Annotated in this window: 22 protein-coding genes; 17 read left to right on the top strand and 5 right to left on the bottom strand. The window is 48.3% G+C overall.

Features of this window, described 5'->3' with window-relative positions; genetic code table 11:
- Window positions 1–954, top strand: coding sequence for an ABC transporter ATP-binding protein (locus ACN9MT_RS13510; RefSeq protein ID WP_035410435.1), 954 nt, complete (start codon window positions 1–3; stop codon window positions 952–954).
- Between the two features lie 153 nt (window positions 955–1,107).
- Here the strand turns inward: ACN9MT_RS13510 and ACN9MT_RS13505 are convergent, their stop codons facing one another.
- Window positions 1,108–1,689 (bottom strand): TIGR00730 family Rossman fold protein, encoded by a 582-nt coding sequence (locus tag ACN9MT_RS13505; RefSeq protein ID WP_426272386.1) that lies wholly within the window; start codon window positions 1,687–1,689, stop codon window positions 1,108–1,110.
- 78 nt (window positions 1,690–1,767) lie between these two features.
- Between ACN9MT_RS13505 and ACN9MT_RS13500 the strand changes: the two genes are divergently transcribed.
- A complete protein-coding gene (locus ACN9MT_RS13500) occupies window positions 1,768–1,941 on the top strand; it encodes a hypothetical protein (RefSeq protein WP_200934380.1) in 174 nt (57 codons plus the stop codon).
- A 292-nt stretch (window positions 1,942–2,233) separates the two neighbouring features.
- Window positions 2,234–2,509: a hypothetical protein gene (locus ACN9MT_RS13495; protein ID WP_426272385.1), complete on the top strand. Its 276-nt coding sequence runs from the start codon at window positions 2,234–2,236 to the stop codon at window positions 2,507–2,509.
- Here the strand turns inward: ACN9MT_RS13495 and ACN9MT_RS13490 are convergent, their stop codons facing one another.
- Complete coding sequence (locus ACN9MT_RS13490) at window positions 2,510–3,382, bottom strand: helix-turn-helix domain-containing protein (RefSeq protein WP_290785799.1); 873 nt, start codon at window positions 3,380–3,382, stop codon at window positions 2,510–2,512.
- A 147-nt stretch (window positions 3,383–3,529) separates the two neighbouring features.
- Here ACN9MT_RS13490 and ACN9MT_RS13485 point away from each other — a divergent pair, with 147 nt between their 5' ends.
- From ACN9MT_RS13485 to ACN9MT_RS13470, 4 genes are all read left to right on the top strand, one after another.
- Entirely contained in the window at window positions 3,530–3,676 is a 147-nt protein-coding gene (locus ACN9MT_RS13485) for a hypothetical protein (RefSeq protein ID WP_214858338.1), read from the top strand.
- 76 nt (window positions 3,677–3,752) lie between these two features.
- Complete coding sequence (locus ACN9MT_RS13480) at window positions 3,753–4,958, top strand: hypothetical protein (protein WP_426272384.1); 1,206 nt, start codon at window positions 3,753–3,755, stop codon at window positions 4,956–4,958.
- Window positions 4,951–5,688, top strand: a complete 738-nt coding sequence (locus ACN9MT_RS13475) for a hypothetical protein (RefSeq protein WP_426272383.1) — start codon at window positions 4,951–4,953, stop codon at window positions 5,686–5,688. The genes ACN9MT_RS13480 and ACN9MT_RS13475 overlap by 8 nt, the downstream gene beginning before the upstream one ends.
- A 141-nt stretch (window positions 5,689–5,829) precedes the next feature.
- Entirely contained in the window at window positions 5,830–6,141 is a 312-nt protein-coding gene (locus ACN9MT_RS13470; RefSeq protein WP_426272382.1) for a hypothetical protein, read from the top strand.
- A 37-nt stretch (window positions 6,142–6,178) separates the two neighbouring features.
- On the opposite strand, the gene ACN9MT_RS13465 is transcribed toward ACN9MT_RS13470, so the two are convergent.
- Window positions 6,179–6,598, bottom strand: coding sequence for a helix-turn-helix domain-containing protein (locus ACN9MT_RS13465; RefSeq protein WP_426272381.1), 420 nt, complete (start codon window positions 6,596–6,598; stop codon window positions 6,179–6,181).
- A gap of 207 nt (window positions 6,599–6,805) precedes the next feature.
- Between ACN9MT_RS13465 and ACN9MT_RS13460 the strand changes: the two genes are divergently transcribed.
- Both ACN9MT_RS13460 and ACN9MT_RS13455 read left to right on the top strand, forming a co-directional pair.
- Window positions 6,806–7,330, top strand: coding sequence for a VanZ family protein (locus ACN9MT_RS13460; protein ID WP_312193231.1), 525 nt, complete (start codon window positions 6,806–6,808; stop codon window positions 7,328–7,330).
- A 16-nt stretch (window positions 7,331–7,346) separates the two neighbouring features.
- Complete coding sequence (locus ACN9MT_RS13455) at window positions 7,347–8,342, top strand: ATP-grasp domain-containing protein (protein WP_426272380.1); 996 nt, start codon at window positions 7,347–7,349, stop codon at window positions 8,340–8,342.
- 66 nt (window positions 8,343–8,408) lie between these two features.
- Here the strand turns inward: ACN9MT_RS13455 and ACN9MT_RS13450 are convergent, their stop codons facing one another.
- Window positions 8,409–9,167 (bottom strand): homing endonuclease associated repeat-containing protein, encoded by a 759-nt coding sequence (locus ACN9MT_RS13450; RefSeq protein WP_290774633.1) that lies wholly within the window; start codon window positions 9,165–9,167, stop codon window positions 8,409–8,411.
- Window positions 9,168–9,196: 29 nt separating this feature from the next.
- Entirely contained in the window at window positions 9,197–10,465 is a 1,269-nt protein-coding gene (locus tag ACN9MT_RS13445; protein WP_426272379.1) for an O-antigen ligase family protein, read from the bottom strand.
- Window positions 10,466–10,803: 338 nt separating this feature from the next.
- Here ACN9MT_RS13445 and ACN9MT_RS13440 point away from each other — a divergent pair, with 338 nt between their 5' ends.
- From ACN9MT_RS13440 to ACN9MT_RS13405, 8 genes are read left to right on the top strand one after another with little or no spacing between them, the layout of a single operon-like run.
- Window positions 10,804–11,439, top strand: a complete 636-nt coding sequence (locus ACN9MT_RS13440) for a YveK family protein (RefSeq protein WP_426272378.1) — start codon at window positions 10,804–10,806, stop codon at window positions 11,437–11,439.
- A gap of 21 nt (window positions 11,440–11,460) precedes the next feature.
- Complete coding sequence (locus ACN9MT_RS13435) at window positions 11,461–13,326, top strand: polysaccharide biosynthesis protein (protein ID WP_426272377.1); 1,866 nt, start codon at window positions 11,461–11,463, stop codon at window positions 13,324–13,326.
- A gap of 15 nt (window positions 13,327–13,341) precedes the next feature.
- On the top strand, window positions 13,342–14,601 hold the full coding sequence (locus ACN9MT_RS13430; RefSeq protein ID WP_056063271.1) for an oligosaccharide flippase family protein: 1,260 nt from the start codon (window positions 13,342–13,344) through the stop codon (window positions 14,599–14,601).
- 12 nt (window positions 14,602–14,613) lie between these two features.
- Window positions 14,614–15,900 carry a hypothetical protein gene (locus tag ACN9MT_RS13425; RefSeq protein ID WP_426272376.1) on the top strand — a complete coding sequence of 429 codons (1,287 nt, stop codon included), beginning with the start codon at window positions 14,614–14,616 and terminating at the stop codon, window positions 15,898–15,900.
- On the top strand, window positions 15,890–16,924 hold the full coding sequence (locus ACN9MT_RS13420; protein ID WP_426272375.1) for an NAD-dependent epimerase: 1,035 nt from the start codon (window positions 15,890–15,892) through the stop codon (window positions 16,922–16,924). Before ACN9MT_RS13425 ends, ACN9MT_RS13420 begins: the two co-directional genes overlap by 11 nt.
- Window positions 16,914–18,263, top strand: coding sequence for a phenylacetate--CoA ligase family protein (locus tag ACN9MT_RS13415; RefSeq protein ID WP_426272374.1), 1,350 nt, complete (start codon window positions 16,914–16,916; stop codon window positions 18,261–18,263). The genes ACN9MT_RS13420 and ACN9MT_RS13415 overlap by 11 nt, the downstream gene beginning before the upstream one ends.
- 12 nt (window positions 18,264–18,275) lie before the next feature.
- Complete coding sequence (locus ACN9MT_RS13410) at window positions 18,276–19,619, top strand: nucleotide sugar dehydrogenase (protein WP_426272373.1); 1,344 nt, start codon at window positions 18,276–18,278, stop codon at window positions 19,617–19,619.
- On the top strand, window positions 19,607–20,716 hold the full coding sequence (locus ACN9MT_RS13405) for a glycosyltransferase family 4 protein (RefSeq protein ID WP_375092042.1): 1,110 nt from the start codon (window positions 19,607–19,609) through the stop codon (window positions 20,714–20,716). Before ACN9MT_RS13410 ends, ACN9MT_RS13405 begins: the two co-directional genes overlap by 13 nt.
- Window positions 20,717–20,726 lie beyond the last annotated feature (10 nt).

Raw genomic sequence — 20,726 nt, 5'->3', positions numbered from 1 at the left:
ATGTCTATGATTAAACTCGACCATGTCACGAAACGCTTCGACATGGTCACGACTACGAAAGAAAAATTCAAGCTCTTGTTCAAAAATCAAAGCAAGAGCGTTAAAACCTTTACAGCTTTACGCGATATCTCACTTGAGATTGGAAAAGGAGAAGTCGTCGGTCTCGTCGGAATCAACGGTTCGGGTAAATCGACGCTCTCGAATCTGATTTCAGGGATCATCTACGCGAACGAAGGAAACGTCGCGATCAACGGAGAAGTCGCGATCATCGCCGTGTCCCAAGGATTGAAGAACGTGCTGACAGGACGCGAGAACATTCGCTTGAAATGTCTCCTGCTTGGGATGGACGACGCGGAAATCGAACGTCGGATGCCTGGAATCATCGATTTCGCCGATATCGGTGACTTCATTGATCAGCCAATCAAGAAATACTCGAGTGGGATGAAGTCACGACTTGGCTTCGCAATCGCTGTCAATGTCGATGCCGACATCTTGATCGTCGATGAAGCATTATCGGTCGGTGACCAAACCTTCTATAACCGTTGTATCGATAAGATGAACGAATTCAAGGACGAAGGCAAGACGATCATCTTCGTCAGTCACTCGCTCTCGCAAATCAAGAGTTTCTGTGAGCGTGTCGTCTGGCTCGAATACGGTCAAGTTCGACTCGACGGGACGACGAAGGATGTCTTACCAGAATATAAGAAGTTCCTCGCAGAATATAAGAAATGGTCAAAAGAGGAACAACACCAGTACCGTCGCGATCGCTTGAAGGAACAAGCAGCGAATGCGCGGTCCGGAAAAGAAAACGTCGATGCTGACGTCAACGTAAAACATCCTGGCTGGATTTTATCGGGTCTCGGATTACTCGCGATCGCGGCAGGTAGTTTGATGGTCATTGACGAGACACCGTCTTTGACGAATCTTAGTGACGCAATCATGAAGTTCTTCTAACGTTTTACCAGATGCCTCTGCGCATCTGGTTTTTTTTGTGCCCAAAGAGTAGGAATCCTGAAACGGAGTGGAGAAAACTAGTAAGTGAGAGAAGAAATATCGGAAGAGTAGGCGAATGCATCAAAAAAAACGGAGTCGAGGACTCCGTTTTCATCAGGTTTGTGAGCGATCCATATACGTTTTAACGTGTGGCGCTTCATATGTGGCGAAGCGTTCTAAGAGACGATCCGGATCCGACTCGACGATCAGCATCGCTCGGTGTTCGGGAATCAAGAATCCTTGACGTTCCATCGTGTCGAACAGGGCAATCAAGGGGTCATAGTACCCGTCAATGTTGAGTACACCGCACGGTTTTTCATGCAGACCAAGTTGGGCCCATGTGAAGACTTCGAAAAACTCTTCCATCGTTCCGGGTCCGCCAGGAAGAATAATGAAGCCATCGGCAAGCTCTGACATCTTTGCTTTCCGCTCGTGCATCGAGTGGACGAGATGCAATTCAGTCAGTTCCGGGTGTGCTAATTCCTTCTCTTGTAGAAAGTGGGGGAGGACACCTATCGCTTGACCTTGAGCGGCAAGCGTAGCGTCCGCAACAGCTCCCATCGTTCCAACGCGAGAACCGCCGTATACGAGTCCGATGTCGCGTGCGGCGAGCGCTTGACCAAGTGTGCCCGCTGCTTCGCGAAAGACAGGATGCGCACCATCTTTAGAACCACAAAATACTGCAAGTCTATTCATGAACAGAACCTCCTTTGTTATTGTCACCATAGCATATTCGGTGAGCGGACGGCAGAGGAGACCAGGAAGGAGATCGGTATGCGACCACGTACGATCGTTTGGCTCGTCCTAATTATCGCAGCAATCAATTTGGGACTTGGGATATGGATGCCGGATACGTCGACTCGGACAACAATTAGTTCGATACTACTAGGTGTGATTCTCATACTCGGTATATTTTATGTCATCGCGTTACGACAATCATCAAAATAAAGAGAGCTGGTTCGACTCGTATGAGTTGGACTAGCTCTCTTTTTGTCTGTTACGAAATTTTATAATAGTTAAATATTCAGAAAAATCTATTTTCATACACAAATTCTACATATTGATGGATGATTTGTAAGAAAAACTCATTTTTAGGGACATATGACCCGAGCCAAAAGTAATAGAAAATGAAAAAAATGTGTAAAATACCATAATTATTCGTATTCGAATATTCAGAGGGGGTCTAAGGTTATATGATGTTGTTACGAAGCCATACGAAAAATAATAGGAGGTTATTTAAATGAACTTGAAAAACAAAGTTGCTTTAGGATTAGGAGCACTCCTGTTTAGTATGGGAGTTGCAAATTTAAATCAAGCGGATCATTTTCAGCAGGTAGCAAAAACAGAACTGCCTTATGAGTATGCAGTGAAGCAAGTGGCAAAAACAGAACTGCCTTATGAGTATGCAGTGAAGCAAGTGGCAAAAACAGAACTGCCTTATGAGTATGCAGTGAAGCAAGTGGCAAAAACAGAATTACCGTATGAGTATGTTGTTATAAATAAGGCACAAGTTTAATTAGATAATGTATTTTGATTTATAGGTTAATATGATTTGCTGATATTCTTTCATTTTTAATAATTCAAAGAATACAAAAGCTCGTTCATAAGATTTTTTGATTAAATCATAGTCTTCGTTTAAATTTTCAAGACAAGAACCTTTTTGGTAATATAGCTGACCAAGCATAGACATATCTTTATATTTTAAACTTTGCTCGATTGCTTCATTAGTTATGTTGAGCGCATACTGCATGTCTTTCAACTGAAAAAGAGTTTTTGAGAAATTATATAGAATGCGAATACGATCTAATACAAGTTCTTCGCTCTCAAAGTCTAGGTTAATAATTTCTTCGTAAACTTTTCTACTATGTGAATAATTTTTATTTTCAGAGTACAGATTTGCAATCGCTGACTTTATTCGAATAATCATGCTAGGAGAATAAAAAGTGGAGGAATACTTTTCCGATAGCTGGCGTAAGACTACAATGCAAGTTCTATAATCAATTTTATTTAATTTGTGAGCAGCAATATTATTGTAATAGTTAAGTAGCAAGCTAACTTCCTCATCAACATTTGATTGTTCTAGTCTTGATTTTGTTTCATGGTAAACGTCATCAAATTCGTTATTTCGAAATTTTTTCAGTAGTTCTTCGTCTAGATGATAGAAAGCTTCACGATAATTGGCATGATCAAAGAATGAAGAAAAAGGAACTTGTAGTTTTTTAGACAGAGCGAAGAGAAGCTCGACCGTCGGCGAATGCGTACCACTCTCGATCTTACTAATCTCTGCTTGACTGCAGATTCCGTTTGCTAAATCTTTTTGTGTCAGATTATGTTTCTTCCGCAAGCGGCGTAATGCTAAGCCGATTTGCGGTGACATGAATTGATCCATCGGCTCCTCGTCCTTTCGTGGAGATTGAACTGGTATAGGGTATCAACTTCTATTATAGAAGCGAACAAGACGAGATACTACTGATTTACTTGATTTCGTATCAATGTTTCAACGACCATCACACTTGATTCAGAAAGGGGTACAACCATGACACTCATCTTAAAAGAAACGCGACGTAACATGACTTCATGCGCTTGGTGTCTCAATCCTGCTACCGTCTCCGTCGCCCCCCTCGCTCATCGGGAAATGGACCGGACTGCTACGAAACCAAAAGAAAACGTCAAATCGGCTTAATCCACACAAAAGGACTTCATTCGGCTATTAGAATGAAGCCCTTTTTTCAATCATTTGATGAGAAAGGAGAGAGGACATGATCGGATTATCGCTTTTATCGGAACAAGACGGCTGGCTGCAACGTTCTCTACCATCGCTCGAACTGCAGACGTTTTGTGAGACGCACCGTATTTCGCTCGACGCGTTTGATTACGACGCGCATACGTTCCATGATTTACTCGATTATATGGATTTTCAGGAGTATGAGCATTACGTCTTCGTCCTCCAAGGGGAAGGAGAACGGACGTTACGACTCGTCGCGTATTTGCAACACGAGATGTTGCATGTCCAGTTCCACTTGATTCGTCCAAATGGAGAAGTCCTGTTCGGACAACCGGATTTCCTGAATGGTCTCTTCTTACCGCCGGAAGAAATGCCTGCTTCTGCATCCGTTCCAGCTGTCCATCATGCGCTTCTCTCGTTGATGACGGGTGTGTATCCAGCGTCGGTGCCGCACCATCCGCAACCGTTACGTCATGTCTACATCGAAGACAGCTCGTTACTAGAGCGGATTCCAGCTAGTAGCTTTCATGCGATGACGATCAACAGCGTCATCTATTTTGATCACCCGATGCGTCACGATCTACCGATCATCGAACTGATGAGCCGGACACCGATTCTGTTGACGTTTTCCGATCGCCTCTCTCCCTCACTTGATTCGCAACTAACGATCTTGTCACGTGATGCTCTTGCGGAGCGACTAGCGGACTGGCAACAAACGGGACGGATTCAAAACGATCAGTCGATGGGAATCCTCGACTATGCGACGTTAAGTGGATTACGTGTTTCGCATCGACTATTCTTTTTTGCGGACGGGATTTACGCCGATCGACAGAAGACGATTCAGTTGAGTGCAGATATCTCCGTTGATATCGAGTCATTCCGAGAACAGCAACCTCAACCTGACGCGCTTGCATCACAAACTGAACTGGAGCTGTTTCCTCTACTGTATCAACTGGCAGGAACGTTTCAGGGAACGAGCCGTTTCATCACACCGTACTCTGATCTCGAATTGCCTCGGACGTCCGGGCGAATCGGACCATTGACGTTAATCGGTATTCAAAACGAGGAAGGCTGTTTTGCTTTTGACCGGACGACGTTACGTTTATTTGAGACGAACGAAGCATTTCTCTGGATTCTGGAAGCGGATCAAAAGGAACAGTTCGACGTATTACCGGAGCGACTCGGCGCAGATTATGAAGAAGCGATTCAGCACTACAAGGAGTTGATGTATCATGGGTGATGTCTTATTTGGTCCATTCTTGCGTAAAGGGAGCTACTCGCGCGTCCAGGTACTGAATCATGTTCAGGCAGATGAACGATTCGGTCAACTGTATCAGGAAGCGCAACAGTTAAATGAAGTCGATGAGCTGATGCTGTATCGGCGTTATTTACGAAAAGGCGAGCGAATCCTGTTTCATGGAACGTTTGATCCAGCGCTCTTTAATCTTTTGTCGGATGAAGGATACGATCTTTATCTGATCGAACCGGAAGCTGCACGGACGAAACAGATTACGGAGAAGTATCAACATAAGGTTTATGGATGGAGTCATGACGTGACGGACGTCGTCGGACCTGAATATTTTGATCGAATCATCTTACCGGGAACGACGATTTTACGTTATACGCGCGGAGAATTACTGTTGTTCTTCCGAAACATCCGTCAGTTGCTACGACAGGGAGGACGCTTGCTCGTGTCCTTGTATCGCGTCGATCATCTAAAATCGATCGCTCATCCGATCGCGACGCGACGTTTTCAAAAAACTTTGCTGTTCTATGGCTATCAAGTCGACGGTGAACGTTTATTGTTCAACGCCTATCTCAAATCGGGGAATGAGGAAAAAATCAGTTATGCGGTCGAATATTTGTATGAACCGAACACGCTGTTTGAATTTGCGACGCTATCGCGCTATCGTGGACAATTTTTGTACGAAGGAAAGACGACACTCGTGCTGGAGTTCGAAAAACAATAAGTATAAAATATAATGTGATAATAAAAAGAAAAATATATGTAATATACTGGTTTGAATAGGTCTAAAGACTGGGTAATTGGATACAGTAGTTTCCTTTTCACGATTCGAAGTACATCATGAGAAAGAGGAGCCGGACGCATCATGGAAAATCAGAACGGAAGTACCTTTCAGCAAAGTTGTCTATCGTTCATTGAGACCTTGTTTCCAGACGAATCTTTTCACTTCTTAGAAGAATCGAAAGCAACGGACGCCTTTGGTCATCCCGGTCGACAATTGTTCTTCTCTTCATCTACCCGTACTCTGAAATTCAGTGTACTCGCGCAGGCGCACCAGCGCTACACACGTGTATTCGTATCCGAGAAAACAAGTGAAAATGCGTTTTTTCGTCAACTATTAGAAGCGACATATGAAGAGGGACAATTGTACATCGACCATATCGTCCAAACAGAATAAGAAAAAGGGATCAAAATCAGCTGATTTTGATCCCTTTTTACGCCTCGATGGAAGAAAGTCCGCGTTGTAACGCTTGATCAATCGACGTCGCCATCTCATCCCGCACGTCCGCTGAGACGAGGCGTCCATCGAAATAAATTTCCTTTGACAGACTGAGGTGAACGAGTAAGTCTTCGAGAATGAGTTTCAGATCAAGCGGTTGTGATGGTTCAAGCGCTTGTTGCATGAATTCATTCAACGAAGGATGCTGTACATACTTCGGATCGATGAGATCAATGACCGTCGTGTCTAAAGTAAGAGCTAAGCGTTCTAGAACTTGAGGAGAGGGCATGCGCTGACCACGTTCGTAAGCGGAGATGTCCGTTGCTGTTTCCCCACACCGTTCAGCTAAAAACTTTTGAGTATACTTGTGTTGTTTGCGCAATTGCATGATTTTTTTACCTAGTGCACGATTCATGGCACTCCACTCCTATTCTTCAGCTCATTCTTTATAGTACTAATTAACCACTTTTATTATAAAAGAAACCTGATAAATGTAAAATATCGTTTTTCAAGGAAACTAAAAAAATGAACTGGGTTAAAATAGAAATTAGTTTTTGGAGAAAATCGCCTATCGTTTCTGTCCATGCTATTCTAAAGTGACATCAAATAAGGGAGTGTCTTCATGAAAAAAATCACCTGGTCCGGCTATGTCGTCTTTGCCGTCCTATTGATCCTCTTTATTTCAAGTTCGATGCCTTATCAGGCACAATCGATCAAACCTGATCTATCTCGCTATATCCCATTAGGGTTCGTCGATCATCTGCGATTCATCTCCTTCTCGTATCATGGAGAAGTCAGTGTAGCGGCGCTCGGACGCAGTGGATTCATTGAATTTTTCATTCGTAAAGCAGCGCACGTCTCGACGTTTCTCGTATTAGGTATCGGCTTGATTGATTTGACGCGTCGTCGTTTGACACCGGGTCTTGCCGTCTTGTTCGCTTACTCATTAGCAATCACCATCGCTGTGTTTGATGAGTTTCATCAAATTTTAACGGGTGACCGGACTGGTCTCGTCCAAGATGTGCTACTCGATGGAACCGGAGCATTGATCGGAATCGGATGTTATCTGCTCGTTCGTAGGAAAAAAGTACAGCGCCAAGCAGGAAGTCTTTCTTTCTGGCACGAAAAGAAAAGGCATCACTTTTAACGAAGGAGATTGCCCTATGAAGACTGCTCATTTGTTGATGACAAGCGTCGGTCGCCGGACGAAACTGGTCGAGTACTTCGTCCGTGAGATGCCGGACGGTCACGTCAGTACTGCGGATTGTAATCCACTTGCACCGGGTCTTTATATGACGGAACGTCATTATCTTGTCCCGCGCATCGACGCACCGGGGTATATCGATCATCTACTAGAGTTGTGTCAGCGGGAAGGCATAACGGCGCTGTTGTCGTTGATAGATCCCGAACTGGAGTTGCTCGCAGCGGCATCAAAACGATTTGAAGCGATCGGTGTCACGGTTCTTGTCTCACCGGTGGATGCGTGCCAATTATGCTTTGATAAATACGCTATGTATACGTATTGTGTCACGGAAGGGATTGCCCATGCACGGACATACACGACGCTCGACACCTTTAAAAATGCGCTTGCGCAAGGGGAAGTCGCATTTCCAGTCTTCGTAAAACCACGTAACGGCAGTGCTAGTCTTCATGTCCAAACCGTCTCCTCCCTTCAGGTCGTCGAAGGATTGTTCGCTGTCCATCCGAATTTATTGATTCAGGAATACTTAAGAGGACAAGAGCTTGGTGTTGATGTTTATGTCGATTGGCTGACGCATGAAGTGACGGATATCTTCATTAAGGAGAAACTCGTCATGCGCGCAGGAGAAACGGATAAGAGTCGCTCCGTCAAACGCGACGACGTCTTTGAATTGATTGAACAGGTCTTAGCGGGAACTCGTCTCGTCGGTCCACTAGATTTTGATCTGTTTGATGTTGACGGAACGCTCTACTTATCAGAAATCAATCCACGATTTGGTGGGGGGTATCTTCATGCCTATGAGTGTGGTGTCAATTTTCCGAAAGCGATCCGAAACAATCTCGACGGGCAACGCAATCCTCGACGAATCGGGGCGTATACGGAAGACATCTATTTGTTGAAGCACGATACGGTGACACTATTGCCGGCATCTCTACTTGAGCAGATCGAAAAATCATGATACGCACGAAAAAGGAGTGATTCGGTAACGTACCGGGTCACTCCTTTTTTAGATGGAAGAGAAGGATTAGGAAAGAGAAACGCGTGCACGCTTGAGGCATTGCACGGCGGAGGTCCAGCTGCCGAAGAGGGCGTTGATCGTCGAGGTGCTCGGAACCGAGCGACCTTCTGCCCATTTTCGGTAATGGATGATGCTGAGAGAAGGTAATTCTTCTTGTGCCTGCCGCAGTGCTTCAAGGACGTCTTCTTCGACCCATTTCCGGCGAGGTGGAGCGATGTCAAGGCAAGCGAGAGCATCTGCCCACGAACCATATTTACGGGCAATCGTCGCGACTGTCGGATGTCCATTTTCCTGTGCCCAAATCGCATACGTCTGTGTTGTCAAACGCGGAAGGACATCGGAAGCTTCAAGTAAAGCAGTGATGATCCGTTCTTCCGTCATCGAGATGGAGCGTGTCATCTCGATCTGTGCTTCTTCAAGCGCACGTGACCAAGAACCGAAACGTAAGTTGATCAGCGTCAAGGATGGTCCGTGTTTGGCCTTTGCCCACTCCCGGTAGCTATTACTATGGAAGGGATGTAAACGTGTCGATGCTTCCTTGATGAAAGTAAGAATCTCTTCATCTGAAAAATACGGACGGATTGATGAGAGACCAGCAGCTTGGAGTGCTTCACGCCAAGAGCCGAATACATTGATGATCGTCGTGATCGATGGAATGTCTTTTCCGACCGACCAGCGCGCATATGTCTTTGCGTCGAGAGAGGGATATTCGATACTAGCTTCGATCAGGCTATCGATGACTTGTTGTTCTGTCCATTTCTTCATGATGTCATACCCCTTTCGTGTAGGTGCGTCTAGGTGTGGGTACTGTCGTGAGGTGGAAGTCGACGAAGCGACGCATAAGCAGGAAGGCTGAGCCAAATGAAATAAAATCCACTCGGTCTGACGAGAACACTTTCCGTGAATTGGAGTAACCCGAGCCAGCTGGCTAGCAAGAGCGCGAGGAAAGCGAGATCCGTCGTCTGAATGCGAAGCAGTCGATAAAACAGATACAGAAAGACTGCACCGTACAGCAGACAACCGATGAGACCAAATTCGTAGAGAAACGTGATTGGTGTGCTGTGAAATGTATAAAGAATCCGTTCACCGAGTTGTTCCTGCAGTCCACGCGGGGCACTTCCAATCCCGTGACCGAACCAGAGCGCGTCAGCGGAAGCGTGCCATCCTGCTTGCCAAAGCGTAAATCGTCCGTTAAGACTGAGCAAACGGGGAAGCAGACCTTGAAATGCGAAGACGGCAAATAAGATCAGGCTTCCTGTCACATAACAGGCAGCTACCTGCATCCGGCGTCTCGTTCCTGGAACCATTCGAATACTCGTCAAGAGTGCCAAGAGGGCGAAGGAGTAGATTCCTGTCTGCGAACCGCTCCTTAGCAAAGCAATGACGATCAGGAGTAAGAAAACAGCGTGCAGAAGACTTTGCCGACGTGGAAACTGTCGCAGTAGATAGAACCAAGCAAGCAGTCCTCCCGGAACGAGCCACGCTGCGAACGTATTCGGATTGTTCATCAGTCCAGCAAGGCGAAGGAATGAACCTTGCTCCCCGACATACAGCTGAGGAAATGACAAAGGACCGATTCGAAGCCATTGTAGGTTTTCGACCGGAACATACTCTGTGCCAAACGAGACGATGAGTGCGTAGGAAGCGAGAAAGACGGCTTGTCCGTAAAGGAAGTAATACAGAAGACGATGCCATTGGTCGATCGATGTACGTGAGAGCGAAGAGACGATGCCGACGAAAAGCCAAGTCGAAATGAGGTAAAGCGAAGCAAGAACACGATCCGTATTCGCGTTAAAAAAGAAAAATACAATATGAAATGTCAGATAAATCAGAAAAATAAATACGATTTGATGTCCAGTTGTACGATTGACGCGATAGAACGGTCGTAAGATGAACCAACAGACGCTGAACAGAACGATGTAGGCAGGAAGCAACCAAAGTGACCAGTGTTTCGGTAACACTTCGTCCGTAAAGGATAGGGGACGAATCCAAGCATCGAGCATGATCCAAACGACAAGGATGGATAAGGCAAACGATGTGGGTATATTGGCTGATTTTAACATGATTTCTAAAGACTATCCACCCTTCATATAGGACTTATTACCGATTCAAATACTTTTTAATCGTCAAATTTGTATTTACCCTCATCTTTTAAAAAATCATGCAGATCAATGAAAAAATATTAAGAAAAACGCAATCATTTTTTCGTGAATCGCGTTTTTTTTGTGACATGAATTCCTGCTGTGAACTCGCGTCACGCAAGCGAGATAGCTACCGAAAAAAATATAATCATTTTCACCAAGCTCTAATTGTTTTGGAATTCGATTGGAAATAAGGTGTAGACATAACCAATGTCCATCCATTCGCTCAAGCTAGAAAGAGGTGAACAACAGTGAGCTCGATGCATCAAAGAAAAACCTTCGGAGATCATCTGACGACACTCCGACGCGGCTGGTGGCTACTGGCACTCTTCATGATTCTCTTCGCAGGTGTCGGATATGCACTCAGCACGTATGTCATTCCGAAGACATATGAAGCGACGGCCTACATCCTCGTCGTTCCTCAAGCAAACGCAGAGGCGACATCGACGCCGACACTCGTCAGTACCTATCAAGATATCTTGCGAAGCCCAGAGGTCGTCGATCAGGTCGCCCAAAAGATGAACGTCACCGACAAGCGATTATTCGATTTGACGGATCGTCTGACGGTCTCGAGTAATCTCGATTCGCAAGTCATCGCCTTATCCATCACGGATCGTTCAGCGGAGCAGGCAGCCATCCAGGCAAATACGATGACGGAAGTCTTCCAGGATTATCTCCCGCAACTGATTAACACGAGTAAGACGGAAGTCTTCTCCAGTGCACGAATTCCAACGAAGCCCGTATCCCCGAACATTTTGATGAATACGGGAATCGGCGGTGTCCTTGGTTTAATGCTCGGACTCCTGATCGTCTATTCGCGCTCGTTAAGCAAAAAAGAAGTGACACGTGAAGCGACCGACAGTTATCCGAAAGCCATTCCCCGCACGCACTCATGAGAGAGGAGAGGAGACACCATCATGCAGCATTCCCCGCTTACCCCGTATCGTCGGCAGTTGAAGATTGGACTCCTTCGCCTGATCGACGCCGGAGTCATCGCACTCGCAACCGTAGTAACGTTCTACTTCTTTAATCCGCTCCATCTCACCGTCAATTTCGAGTTACAGGATGCGCTCGAAATCGCCCTCATCCAGTGGATTGCCCTCACCTTCGTCGCTCATTGGATGCGTTTCTATCAAATCATCTGGCGCTATGCGAGTTTACGCGATCTCGCCGTTCTCCTCGTCGTCGTCCTTGCCAGTAGTTTCGTTTTACTTGGTCTTGAATACGCGTTGTTCGACTTTGCGGTCGAACGGGCGATCTTTTTGCAGACAGGACTCGTCTTGAACGGTATCTTATTCGTCCGGTTGTTGATTCGTGGACGTAGTCTCAGACTCGTTCCGGAGCATAAGACGCTCGGCAAACGGACGCTAATCATCGGTGCCGGAGCTTCCGGACAGATGATCACGAAAGAACTGAAACAAAAGAAATCGCACATCTTAAACGTCGTTGGATTACTCGATGACTCGCTTGAACTACGCGGGATGCGAATTCACGGTGTTCCTGTCATCGGAGCGATCGAGCAACTTGAATGCATCATCGAGGAACAAAAGATTGAAGCGGTCGTCCTCGCGATCCCGTCCTTATCGTATCCGCGACGAATCGAACTGTTGAATCGAATTAAACAGACGCAAGTCGAGGCGCATACGTTACCGATGCTCGTCGAACTCGCTTCCGGTAAGGTCTCGATTCAACAAATCCGTGAAGTCTCAATTGCTGATTTACTCGGACGGGAACCAGTCGAGCTTGATATCACGGAAATCGAACGAAGCGTGCATGGAGCGACGGTCCTCGTCACCGGGGCTGGTGGATCAATCGGTTCCGAGATTTGCCGGCAACTGATTCGTTTTCGTCCTGAACGACTCGTCCTTCTTGGACACGGTGAAAACAGTATCTACCTGATTCGTCGGGAACTCGAGTGTCTCAGCCAGGACATCCAGTTTGAATCTGTCATCGCCGATGTACAGGACAGTGACCGGATGCTTGAAGTCATGCGACGCTTCGAACCGGACCTCGTCTATCATGCGGCAGCCCATAAGCACGTCCCATTGATGGAGGATAATCCGAGCGAAGCCGTCAAAAATAATATCTACGGAACACGTAACGTCGCCCGAGCAGCAGAAGCGGCTGGAGTCAAACGCTTCGTCATGATCTCGACCGATAAGGCGGTCAACCCGACGAGTGTGATGGGGGCGACAAAGCGAATCGCTGAGATGGTCATCCAACAGATGGCAAGAAATAGCGAAACGACGTTCGCCGTCGTCCGGTTCGGCAACGTCCTCGGGAGCCGCGGTTCCGTCATCCCACTTTTCAAGGAACAAATCGCGAAAGGTGGACCAATCACGATCACCGATCCCCGGATGACACGTTACTTCATGACGATTCCGGAAGCGAGTCGTCTCGTCATTCAAGCGAGTGTCCTCGCAAAAGGTGGCGAAGTGTTCGTCCTCGATATGGGTGAACCGGTTCACATCACGACACTTGCGAAAAACTTGATTCATTTGAGTGGATTTACGGAAGAACAGATCCCGATCGTCTACAGCGGGATTCGAAAAGGGGAGAAACTCTACGAGGAACTGCTCGCTCGTGATGAGGTGCATGACGAACTCGTCTTCGATAAGATCCTCGTCGGAAAGACACGCCCCTTCGGCTCCGTCGATCCGTACTTGCGTGAGATCGCCCAAGCGCTCGATCGGGAGGAGACACTTCGCCAGTATTTATTAGAAGCGACGAACGAGACCGATGCCGACCCAGTCGCGCCGACGATGCGGATCGCTCGTAAATAGAGAGGGGGGAGAACGATGAAAACGGTCCGGCTGTCTCGCTTCAATCTTATCTTCATTGCGGATACAGCATATTCATTGCATCAATGGATGATTTTGACGCTCCTGATCAAATGGAGTACACCGCTCAATATCGGCTACTTCAATTACGCCCTTGCCATCACCGCACCAATCGTCATGTTCTGTTGGCTGAATGCCAGTACGATCCTGACGGCAGAACGGGCTGGACTGACGAACTTCTGGCTCTTCATCAAGACTCGTTTTTCGCTCCTCTCGGCAGGTGTGTTCGTCCTCCTTGGTGTCTATTATTTCTTCGGTGAAGCGAACATCTTACTGCTGACGCTACTCGTCTATCTCAATAAATACATGGAGTCGTTCGCTGATCTCGGATACGGCTTCTTACAGGGACACACTGCCTTCAAGGAAGTCGCCATCTCGAAGATTTTTCGCAGTCTCCTGAATGTCTCAGGCGCAGCACTCGTTCTCTTTACGACCCATTCGATCCAGGGATTCGTCATCGCTTTGATCACTGGTAACTTGATCATGTTACTCGTCTACGATCTCCCGACGATTCGCCGGGTCGGTCGTGGTTTTGACAATCAAGCGCTCGACTTACGATATCGATCCGGTAAGGAGTTGTTCCTCAAAGCGATGCCACTCGGGTTCGTCGCTCTCCTGATCGCCTTGAACGCAAACATCCCACGGTTATTCGTTGGACATGCGATCGGAACGGAAGAGCTCGGATATTATGCAAGCATTGCCTATCTACTCGTACTCGGTAGTCTGTTCATTCACTCTTTGATTGCTGTCTTATTGCCGAACTTCTCGTCAGAGACTGGTGAACGCCAAAGTTTACCGGAACTGCGCAAGCTGACACGGTCGATGTTACTGATGACGAACGTCGTCGGGATCCTCCTGATTCTTGGAGCAATCTTCTTCGGAAAGTGGGGCTTGACGATTTTCTACAATGCGTCGTTCGTCAAATATCATCTGATTTTCGTCTTGATGATGGTCGCGTCGTTGTTCTTCTATAATTCGACCGTCATTCAGGCACTACTGACCGGCTTCCAGCAGTTTCGAATCCAGACACTCTCGATCTTCGGCAGTGTCGTCGTCAATCTCGTCGCTTGTAGCCTCTTGATTCCGTTGTACGGACTATACGGGGCGACGATTGCATACACACTTTGCGCAGTCACTCAGATCGTCTTACTGTTACCCGCGCTCTATCGCTCCTTGTATCCACGAAATGTCGCCCTCGTCGTCGAACAAAGCAGTTAAGGAGGGAAGAAGATGCGACCCATTCTCTTACTCATCGTCATCGAAGCACTCGTTTGTCAATTCGCCCGGTCGCTCTTCCCGGACACGTACGTGACCGCCTTGCTGCTCATCAACTCAGTGCTGTTTCTTTATTATCTACTCCGCCAAGCCGAGACGACACCGCTCTATCTAATCTTCATCACTGCTTTCTTCGTCCGATTGGTTTTGATGTTCATCGATCTCGAATTGTTCCGCTTACCACCGCACAGTGGGGACGATACGGAAGCCTTTCATCTCGAAGGTGTCCAAATCTTCACCGACCCGTCGACCTTCAATGATGTCGTCCGCGGCACCTATTCCAAGTTTCTCGGAATCTTCTATCTAATGTTCGGACCGGAACGAATCCTAGCTCAGTTCTTCAACGTCATCCTTGGCGTCGTCGCCGTCGTCATTCTAGCAAAGACGTTACAGCGATTACGTTTACCGGAACGATACGTCTTCGGTGCAACACTCATCTTCGCGTTCTTCCCGCAAGGATTGTTGCTCTCACCGATTCTCTTACGGGATCAGATCGTCGCCCTTGGAATCGTCTATACGCTTTACTACATGGTCCGCTGGACGGAAGAGAAGTCCAGCAGACGTATGGTTCTCGCGTATCTCGGCTACTTCGTCAGTACGATGTTCCACTCCGGTCTTGCCGTTGGAATCGTCGTCTTACTCGTCTACTTCTCGTTTTATAGCCATGAGACACGACGCATGGACTTTGAACCGACGAAGGTACAGCGACTGATTTTCCAAGTACTCGTCGTCGGCTTCATCGTCTACAGCTTCCAAGACGTCTTGTTCGCGAAGTTCACCCACGTCTCGGAAAACGGACAGTTGTTCAGCGGGATGAGCTATGACCGTGGCGGCTCTGCTTACTTGAATGGATTGACGGTGACAGGTCCAGGCGACATGATTCTCTACTCACCGATCCGGATGATCTACTTCTTGTTCTCACCATTCCCGTGGCAATGGTCGAGTGTCATGAACATCCTGATTTTCTTCCTTGACGCCATCTTCTACTTCATCGGTTGTTTTGCCATCATTCGGTCGTTCAAACTGATTCGTCAGCATCCGTTCGGCAGCGTCCTCTTCTTCTTTTTCCTTCTTTTTGCACTCAATGCGTTGATCTTCGGTCTTGGAACCGGCAACGTCGGAACGGCCATTCGACACCGGTATAAGTTGTTCCCGATGTTACTCATCGTCTATACATCCGTTCACTACATGCGCCTGCAAGCGCGCCACTACTTTGAGGAGGTCGAACACCGTGCCGAATAAAACAATCTTAATCACTGGTATCGCAGGCTTCATTGGATTTCATGCCGCACGTCGTTTCATCCGGGAGGGTTACCGAGTCATCGGACTCGATGAAGTGAACGACTATTACGACCCGACGTTAAAGGAAGCCCGGCTCGCTGAACTCGGCACGAACTATACATTTTACCGGGTCTCACTCGAAGAGACGGGAGCCGTCGCGCGAATCTTTGAACAGGAATCAATTGATCTCGTTCTCCACTTGGCAGCACAGGCAGGCGTACGCTACAGCATCGACCGACCAGACGTCTACATGACATCAAACATCGTCGGTTTTCTCTCGATTCTAGAAGCCTGTCGCCATCATCCCGTCGAGCAGTTGATCTACGCTTCATCGAGTTCCGTCTATGGATCGAATACAAAGATGCCATTCGCGACGACGGATGCCGTCGACCATCCGCTAAGTCTTTATGCCGCCTCGAAAAAAGCAAACGAATTAATGGCACACACCTACAGCAGTCTCTACGGCATGAAGACGACAGGACTTCGTTTCTTTAGCGTCTACGGTCCATGGGGGCGCCCGGATATGGCACTGTTCAAGTTCACGGAGGCAATTGCGAAGGGCGAACCGATCGATCTCTACAACTACGGCGAGATGGGACGGGACTTCACCTACGTCGACGATATCATCGAGAGCATCTATCGTCTGTTCCAGACTGAACCGGAAATCGATCAAGCATTCGATGCGTCCAATCCTTTACCGGACCGTAGTAACGTCCCGTATCGCGTCTACAACATCGGCAGTCATAGTCCGATTCGCTTAAATGAATTCGTCGCCTTGATTGAACGACGCCTCGGTAAGACGGCGATCAAGAATGGGATGCCGTTACAACCGGGTGACGTCCCGGAAAGTTTCGCGGACGTCTCCTCACTATTCGAGACGATCGGCTACCGACCACAGACGACGGTCGAAGCCGGCGTCCATGCATTCATCGACTGGTACGAGAACCATTACTTGATGAAGGAGGGAATCCAAGATGGCGCTTAAAGAGAATCTCTATTATCGCTCTCCAATCTTCATCCAAAATTGGCTGACCTCGTTATACGGTCGGAAGTTGATGCAAGAACGCTACGGTCGCTTCTATGAGCAAAAGATGAAGGAACTTCGGATGAAGGATCGGACGCAGGATTACCAAGCGGAACAGCTCGAACGTCTGAATGCCTTTCTCGCGTTTGTTATGACGCATACACCGTATTACACACAACTCTTTCACGAACATGATATCCAGTTACCGTTTACGTCACTTGAGCAGCTAAAGACGATTCCGATCCTTGAAAAAGAGACGCTTCGGCAAAACAATGACGCGTTCATGTCCCGTGTCGATGCGCCGGTTCGAGGACGGACAGGAGGAACGAGCGGAAAGTCACTCCAAGTCGCCTTCATGCGAGAGGATGTTCAGGAAAGGATGGCACATCTTGATTATTTCAAGGAACTTCACGGCTTTCACGCCGGGATGCGCCGGGCAAGCTTTACCGGGCGGACGCTGACAGCCGTCGATCAGACGAAACCCATCTTCTGGCGGATGAATCGACCACTCAATCAGTTATTACTCTCGATTTTTCATTTGAAAGAAGAGAACTTCCTGGCCTATCTCGAAGAACTGAATCGTTTTCAACCGCGAGCACTTGACGGAACACCGACGGCGATGGTCGAAATCGCTCACTACATGCTAAAACACCATATTCGACTAGATATTCCACTGATCGCTATTTTTCCGACATCCGAAACAGTGACGGAGGAGATGCGCTCCATTCTTGAGGAAGCGTTCGGTGTTCCGGTCTTCGATCAGTACGGTTCCTCAGAAGGAGCACCCATCATCTCGGAGTGCCGCCATCATAAACTGCATCTGCATCACGAAACCGGCATCATCGAACCGTATGGAGAGGACGGAGAAGTCATCGTCACCTGTTTTACGACACGCGGAACACCGCTGATTCGCTACCGGATTGGTGATCGGATGACACTTAGTGACGAGACATGCACTTGCGGCTTGAATGGTCCCGTCATCGCTTCGATCGACGGACGGGGAACGAGCTACATCGTCAGTGAGAAGCGCGGCAAAGTCTTCGAAGGAGATATCACGACCATCGCACGGGAACTGCCAAACTCAGTCTTACGGCTCCAAGTCGAGCAGCACGCGTTGAATCATGTGACGCTTCGCTATATTCCGGACGTCAAGCGATTCCAGCCAAGACACGAACAGATTCTCTTGAACGAGATGCGCAAGTTACTCGGCTCCGACATGAAAATCGTCCTTGAACCAGTCGAACACGTCAAACAAGAGCCAAACGGAAAAACGTTGATCGTCAAACAGTCGATGAAATAGGAGGAACCCAACATGAACAAGGCAGTCAAACACATCGTAGATACGACAGCAGCCCATACTGGTGCACTTCCCATTGCCAACCGTTCGATTGCCGTCGTCGGACTTGGCTACGTCGGACTTCCCGTTGCCGTCGCGTTCGGTGAAAAGACGGGCGTGATCGGCTTTGACATCAAGGAACAACGAATTCAAGAACTTCAAGAAGGCATCGACGCGACACTCGAACTGAGTCCCTTCACGTTGAAGAACGCAACCGTCGATTATGTCTCAGATCCATCGGCACTGCAGGCGAGCGACTTCATCATCATCGCCGTTCCGACCCCGATCAATGCACAGAACCAGCCGGACCTGACACCACTCTTACGAGCGTCGCACCTCGTGGGTCGCCAGCTCAATAAAGGCGACATCGTCGTCTACGAGTCGACCGTCTACCCAGGAGCTACGGAAGAAGATTGTATCCCGGTTCTTGAAGAAGCGTCCGGCTTATGCGCTGGTGTCGACTTCTTCGTCGGCTACTCACCTGAGCGAATCAACCCGGGTGACCATGAGCACACGTTCAAAACGATTAAAAAAATCGTCTCCGCCCAAGATGAACAAACACTGGATATCGTCGCGGAAGTTTATGAAGCCGTCGTCGAAGCCGGTGTCCACCGTGCCTCATCGATCAAGGTCGCGGAAGCGGCAAAAATCATCGAAAACACACAACGCGACCTCAACATCGCCTTAATGAACGAACTCGCAATCATCTTCGATCGGATGAACATCGATACACTCGAAGTCCTCGAAGCAGCCGGTACGAAATGGAACTTCCTCCCGTTCCGTCCGGGTCTCGTCGGCGGTCACTGTATCGGTGTCGATCCGTTCTATCTGACGATGAAGGCGGAGTCACTTGGCTACCATCCGGAAGTCATCCTTGCCGGTCGCCGGATCAACGATACGATGGGGCGTTTCATCGCCACAGCGCTCGTTAAGAACCTGATCAAACAGAATATGCCGGTGCTCGGCGCCCGGGTCACAATTCTTGGATTATCGTTCAAAGAAAACGTCAGCGACATCCGCAACTCAAAAGTTGCGAACCTCGTTCATGAAATCGAAGAGTTCGGAATCGACGTCCAAGTGACGGACCGACTCGTCGAAAAGAGTGAGGCAAAACGTGAGTACGGGATCGACTTACTCGAGATGAGTGAACTCAAACCAGCCGACGTCGTCATCTTTGCCGTCTCACACGAAGAATACGTTGAAAGTGGTTGGAATCTGGCACAACACTTACTGAAGGTCGGTCGCGGCATCGTCGTCGACATCAAAGGCATGTTGCCACGAGCAGAACAACCGGAGGGGGTCCACGTATGGCGCCTCTAAAAATCCTTCAAGTCTGTGCTCTCGATACGACGGCAGAGACGATGTTGCAGCCGCTCTTACTCGCTTTGCAAAATGCGGGGCACGATGTCGGCATCGCCTGTGCCGACACGGGTGCCTCGGTGAAACTGGCAGCAAAGGGATTCCGGATGCATGACATTCCGATCGAGCGGCGAATCGACTGGACGAGTAACTGGCGGACGATCCGTGAAATCACGCGAATCTTGAAAGAGGATGGTTACGACGCCGTCCATGTCCACACACCGGTCGCCGCTGCCCTTGGACGGGTCGCCGCCAAACGTGCCGGGACGAAGCATATCGTCTATACGGCACACGGTTTTTACTTCCACGAGAAGATGGGGCGGATGACGTATCAGCTAACGTATTCAGTCGAAAAGTGGTTGGCACGTCTCGCGACCGATTATCTGCTCCTTCAAAGCGAGGAAGATTATCAACTCGCCCAGCGCAAACGCTTTAAAGCGAATACCCGGCTGATGCATCTCGGAAATGGAATCGACTTGACCCGCTTCTACCCACGACCACGTGAAGCTGGAGCGCCGTTTACGTTCTTATTCATCGGTCGGATCGTCGAAGAGAAAGGAATTCTCGAACTGCTCGATGCATTCGAGGATGTCGTCTATCGTCATCCGGAAGCCCGTCTCGTCATTGCCGGTGAGATGATGGCAAGCGAGCGCGATCAGACGACGAAACACTTATTCTTACGGCGGATCCGCGAGATTCCAAACGTCGACTACCTTGGATTCGTCGAAGACGTACCGGGTTTGTTCCAACAAGTCGATGCCTTCGTCTTACCGTCACATCGCGAAGGCGTACCACGATCAATCATCGAAGCGATGGCGAGCGCAAAACCGGTCATCGCGACAAACATCCGCGGCTGTCGTGAGGAAGTCGTCGAGGGGAAGACAGGCTATCTCATCGAAGTCCGCGATATCACGAAGCTTGCCAACCGGATGAACACACTCGTCGAACATCCTGACCGTGCCAACGAGATGGGACGTAACGGATTTGACCGTGCCATGAAACATTTCAACGAAGCCGACGTCATCAAACGACAACTTGATCTCTTTTCAGCTATGTAAAAGGAGGACG

The organism is Exiguobacterium sp. R-17, from assembly GCF_049913315.1.
Lineage (GTDB): Bacteria > Bacillota > Bacilli > Exiguobacteriales > Exiguobacteriaceae > Exiguobacterium_A.
The sequence above is the reverse complement of the archived record's forward strand: the minus strand, read 5'-3'. Positions and strand labels throughout refer to the sequence as shown.

Coding starts and splice junctions, on each gene's coding strand:
- ACN9MT_RS13510 (WP_035410435.1), top strand. CDS start 1: ATGTCTATGATTAAACTCGACCATGTCACGAAACGCTTCGACATGGTC.
- ACN9MT_RS13505 (WP_426272386.1), bottom strand. CDS start 1,689: ATGAATAGACTTGCAGTATTTTGTGGTTCTAAAGATGGTGCGCATCCT.
- ACN9MT_RS13500 (WP_200934380.1), top strand. CDS start 1,768: ATGCGACCACGTACGATCGTTTGGCTCGTCCTAATTATCGCAGCAATC.
- ACN9MT_RS13495 (WP_426272385.1), top strand. CDS start 2,234: ATGAACTTGAAAAACAAAGTTGCTTTAGGATTAGGAGCACTCCTGTTT.
- ACN9MT_RS13490 (WP_290785799.1), bottom strand. CDS start 3,382: ATGGATCAATTCATGTCACCGCAAATCGGCTTAGCATTACGCCGCTTG.
- ACN9MT_RS13485 (WP_214858338.1), top strand. CDS start 3,530: ATGACACTCATCTTAAAAGAAACGCGACGTAACATGACTTCATGCGCT.
- ACN9MT_RS13480 (WP_426272384.1), top strand. CDS start 3,753: ATGATCGGATTATCGCTTTTATCGGAACAAGACGGCTGGCTGCAACGT.
- ACN9MT_RS13475 (WP_426272383.1), top strand. CDS start 4,951: ATGGGTGATGTCTTATTTGGTCCATTCTTGCGTAAAGGGAGCTACTCG.
- ACN9MT_RS13470 (WP_426272382.1), top strand. CDS start 5,830: ATGGAAAATCAGAACGGAAGTACCTTTCAGCAAAGTTGTCTATCGTTC.
- ACN9MT_RS13465 (WP_426272381.1), bottom strand. CDS start 6,598: ATGAATCGTGCACTAGGTAAAAAAATCATGCAATTGCGCAAACAACAC.
- ACN9MT_RS13460 (WP_312193231.1), top strand. CDS start 6,806: ATGAAAAAAATCACCTGGTCCGGCTATGTCGTCTTTGCCGTCCTATTG.
- ACN9MT_RS13455 (WP_426272380.1), top strand. CDS start 7,347: ATGAAGACTGCTCATTTGTTGATGACAAGCGTCGGTCGCCGGACGAAA.
- ACN9MT_RS13450 (WP_290774633.1), bottom strand. CDS start 9,167: ATGAAGAAATGGACAGAACAACAAGTCATCGATAGCCTGATCGAAGCT.
- ACN9MT_RS13445 (WP_426272379.1), bottom strand. CDS start 10,465: ATGTTAAAATCAGCCAATATACCCACATCGTTTGCCTTATCCATCCTT.
- ACN9MT_RS13440 (WP_426272378.1), top strand. CDS start 10,804: ATGCATCAAAGAAAAACCTTCGGAGATCATCTGACGACACTCCGACGC.
- ACN9MT_RS13435 (WP_426272377.1), top strand. CDS start 11,461: ATGCAGCATTCCCCGCTTACCCCGTATCGTCGGCAGTTGAAGATTGGA.
- ACN9MT_RS13430 (WP_056063271.1), top strand. CDS start 13,342: ATGAAAACGGTCCGGCTGTCTCGCTTCAATCTTATCTTCATTGCGGAT.
- ACN9MT_RS13425 (WP_426272376.1), top strand. CDS start 14,614: ATGCGACCCATTCTCTTACTCATCGTCATCGAAGCACTCGTTTGTCAA.
- ACN9MT_RS13415 (WP_426272374.1), top strand. CDS start 16,914: ATGGCGCTTAAAGAGAATCTCTATTATCGCTCTCCAATCTTCATCCAA.
- ACN9MT_RS13410 (WP_426272373.1), top strand. CDS start 18,276: ATGAACAAGGCAGTCAAACACATCGTAGATACGACAGCAGCCCATACT.
- ACN9MT_RS13405 (WP_375092042.1), top strand. CDS start 19,607: ATGGCGCCTCTAAAAATCCTTCAAGTCTGTGCTCTCGATACGACGGCA.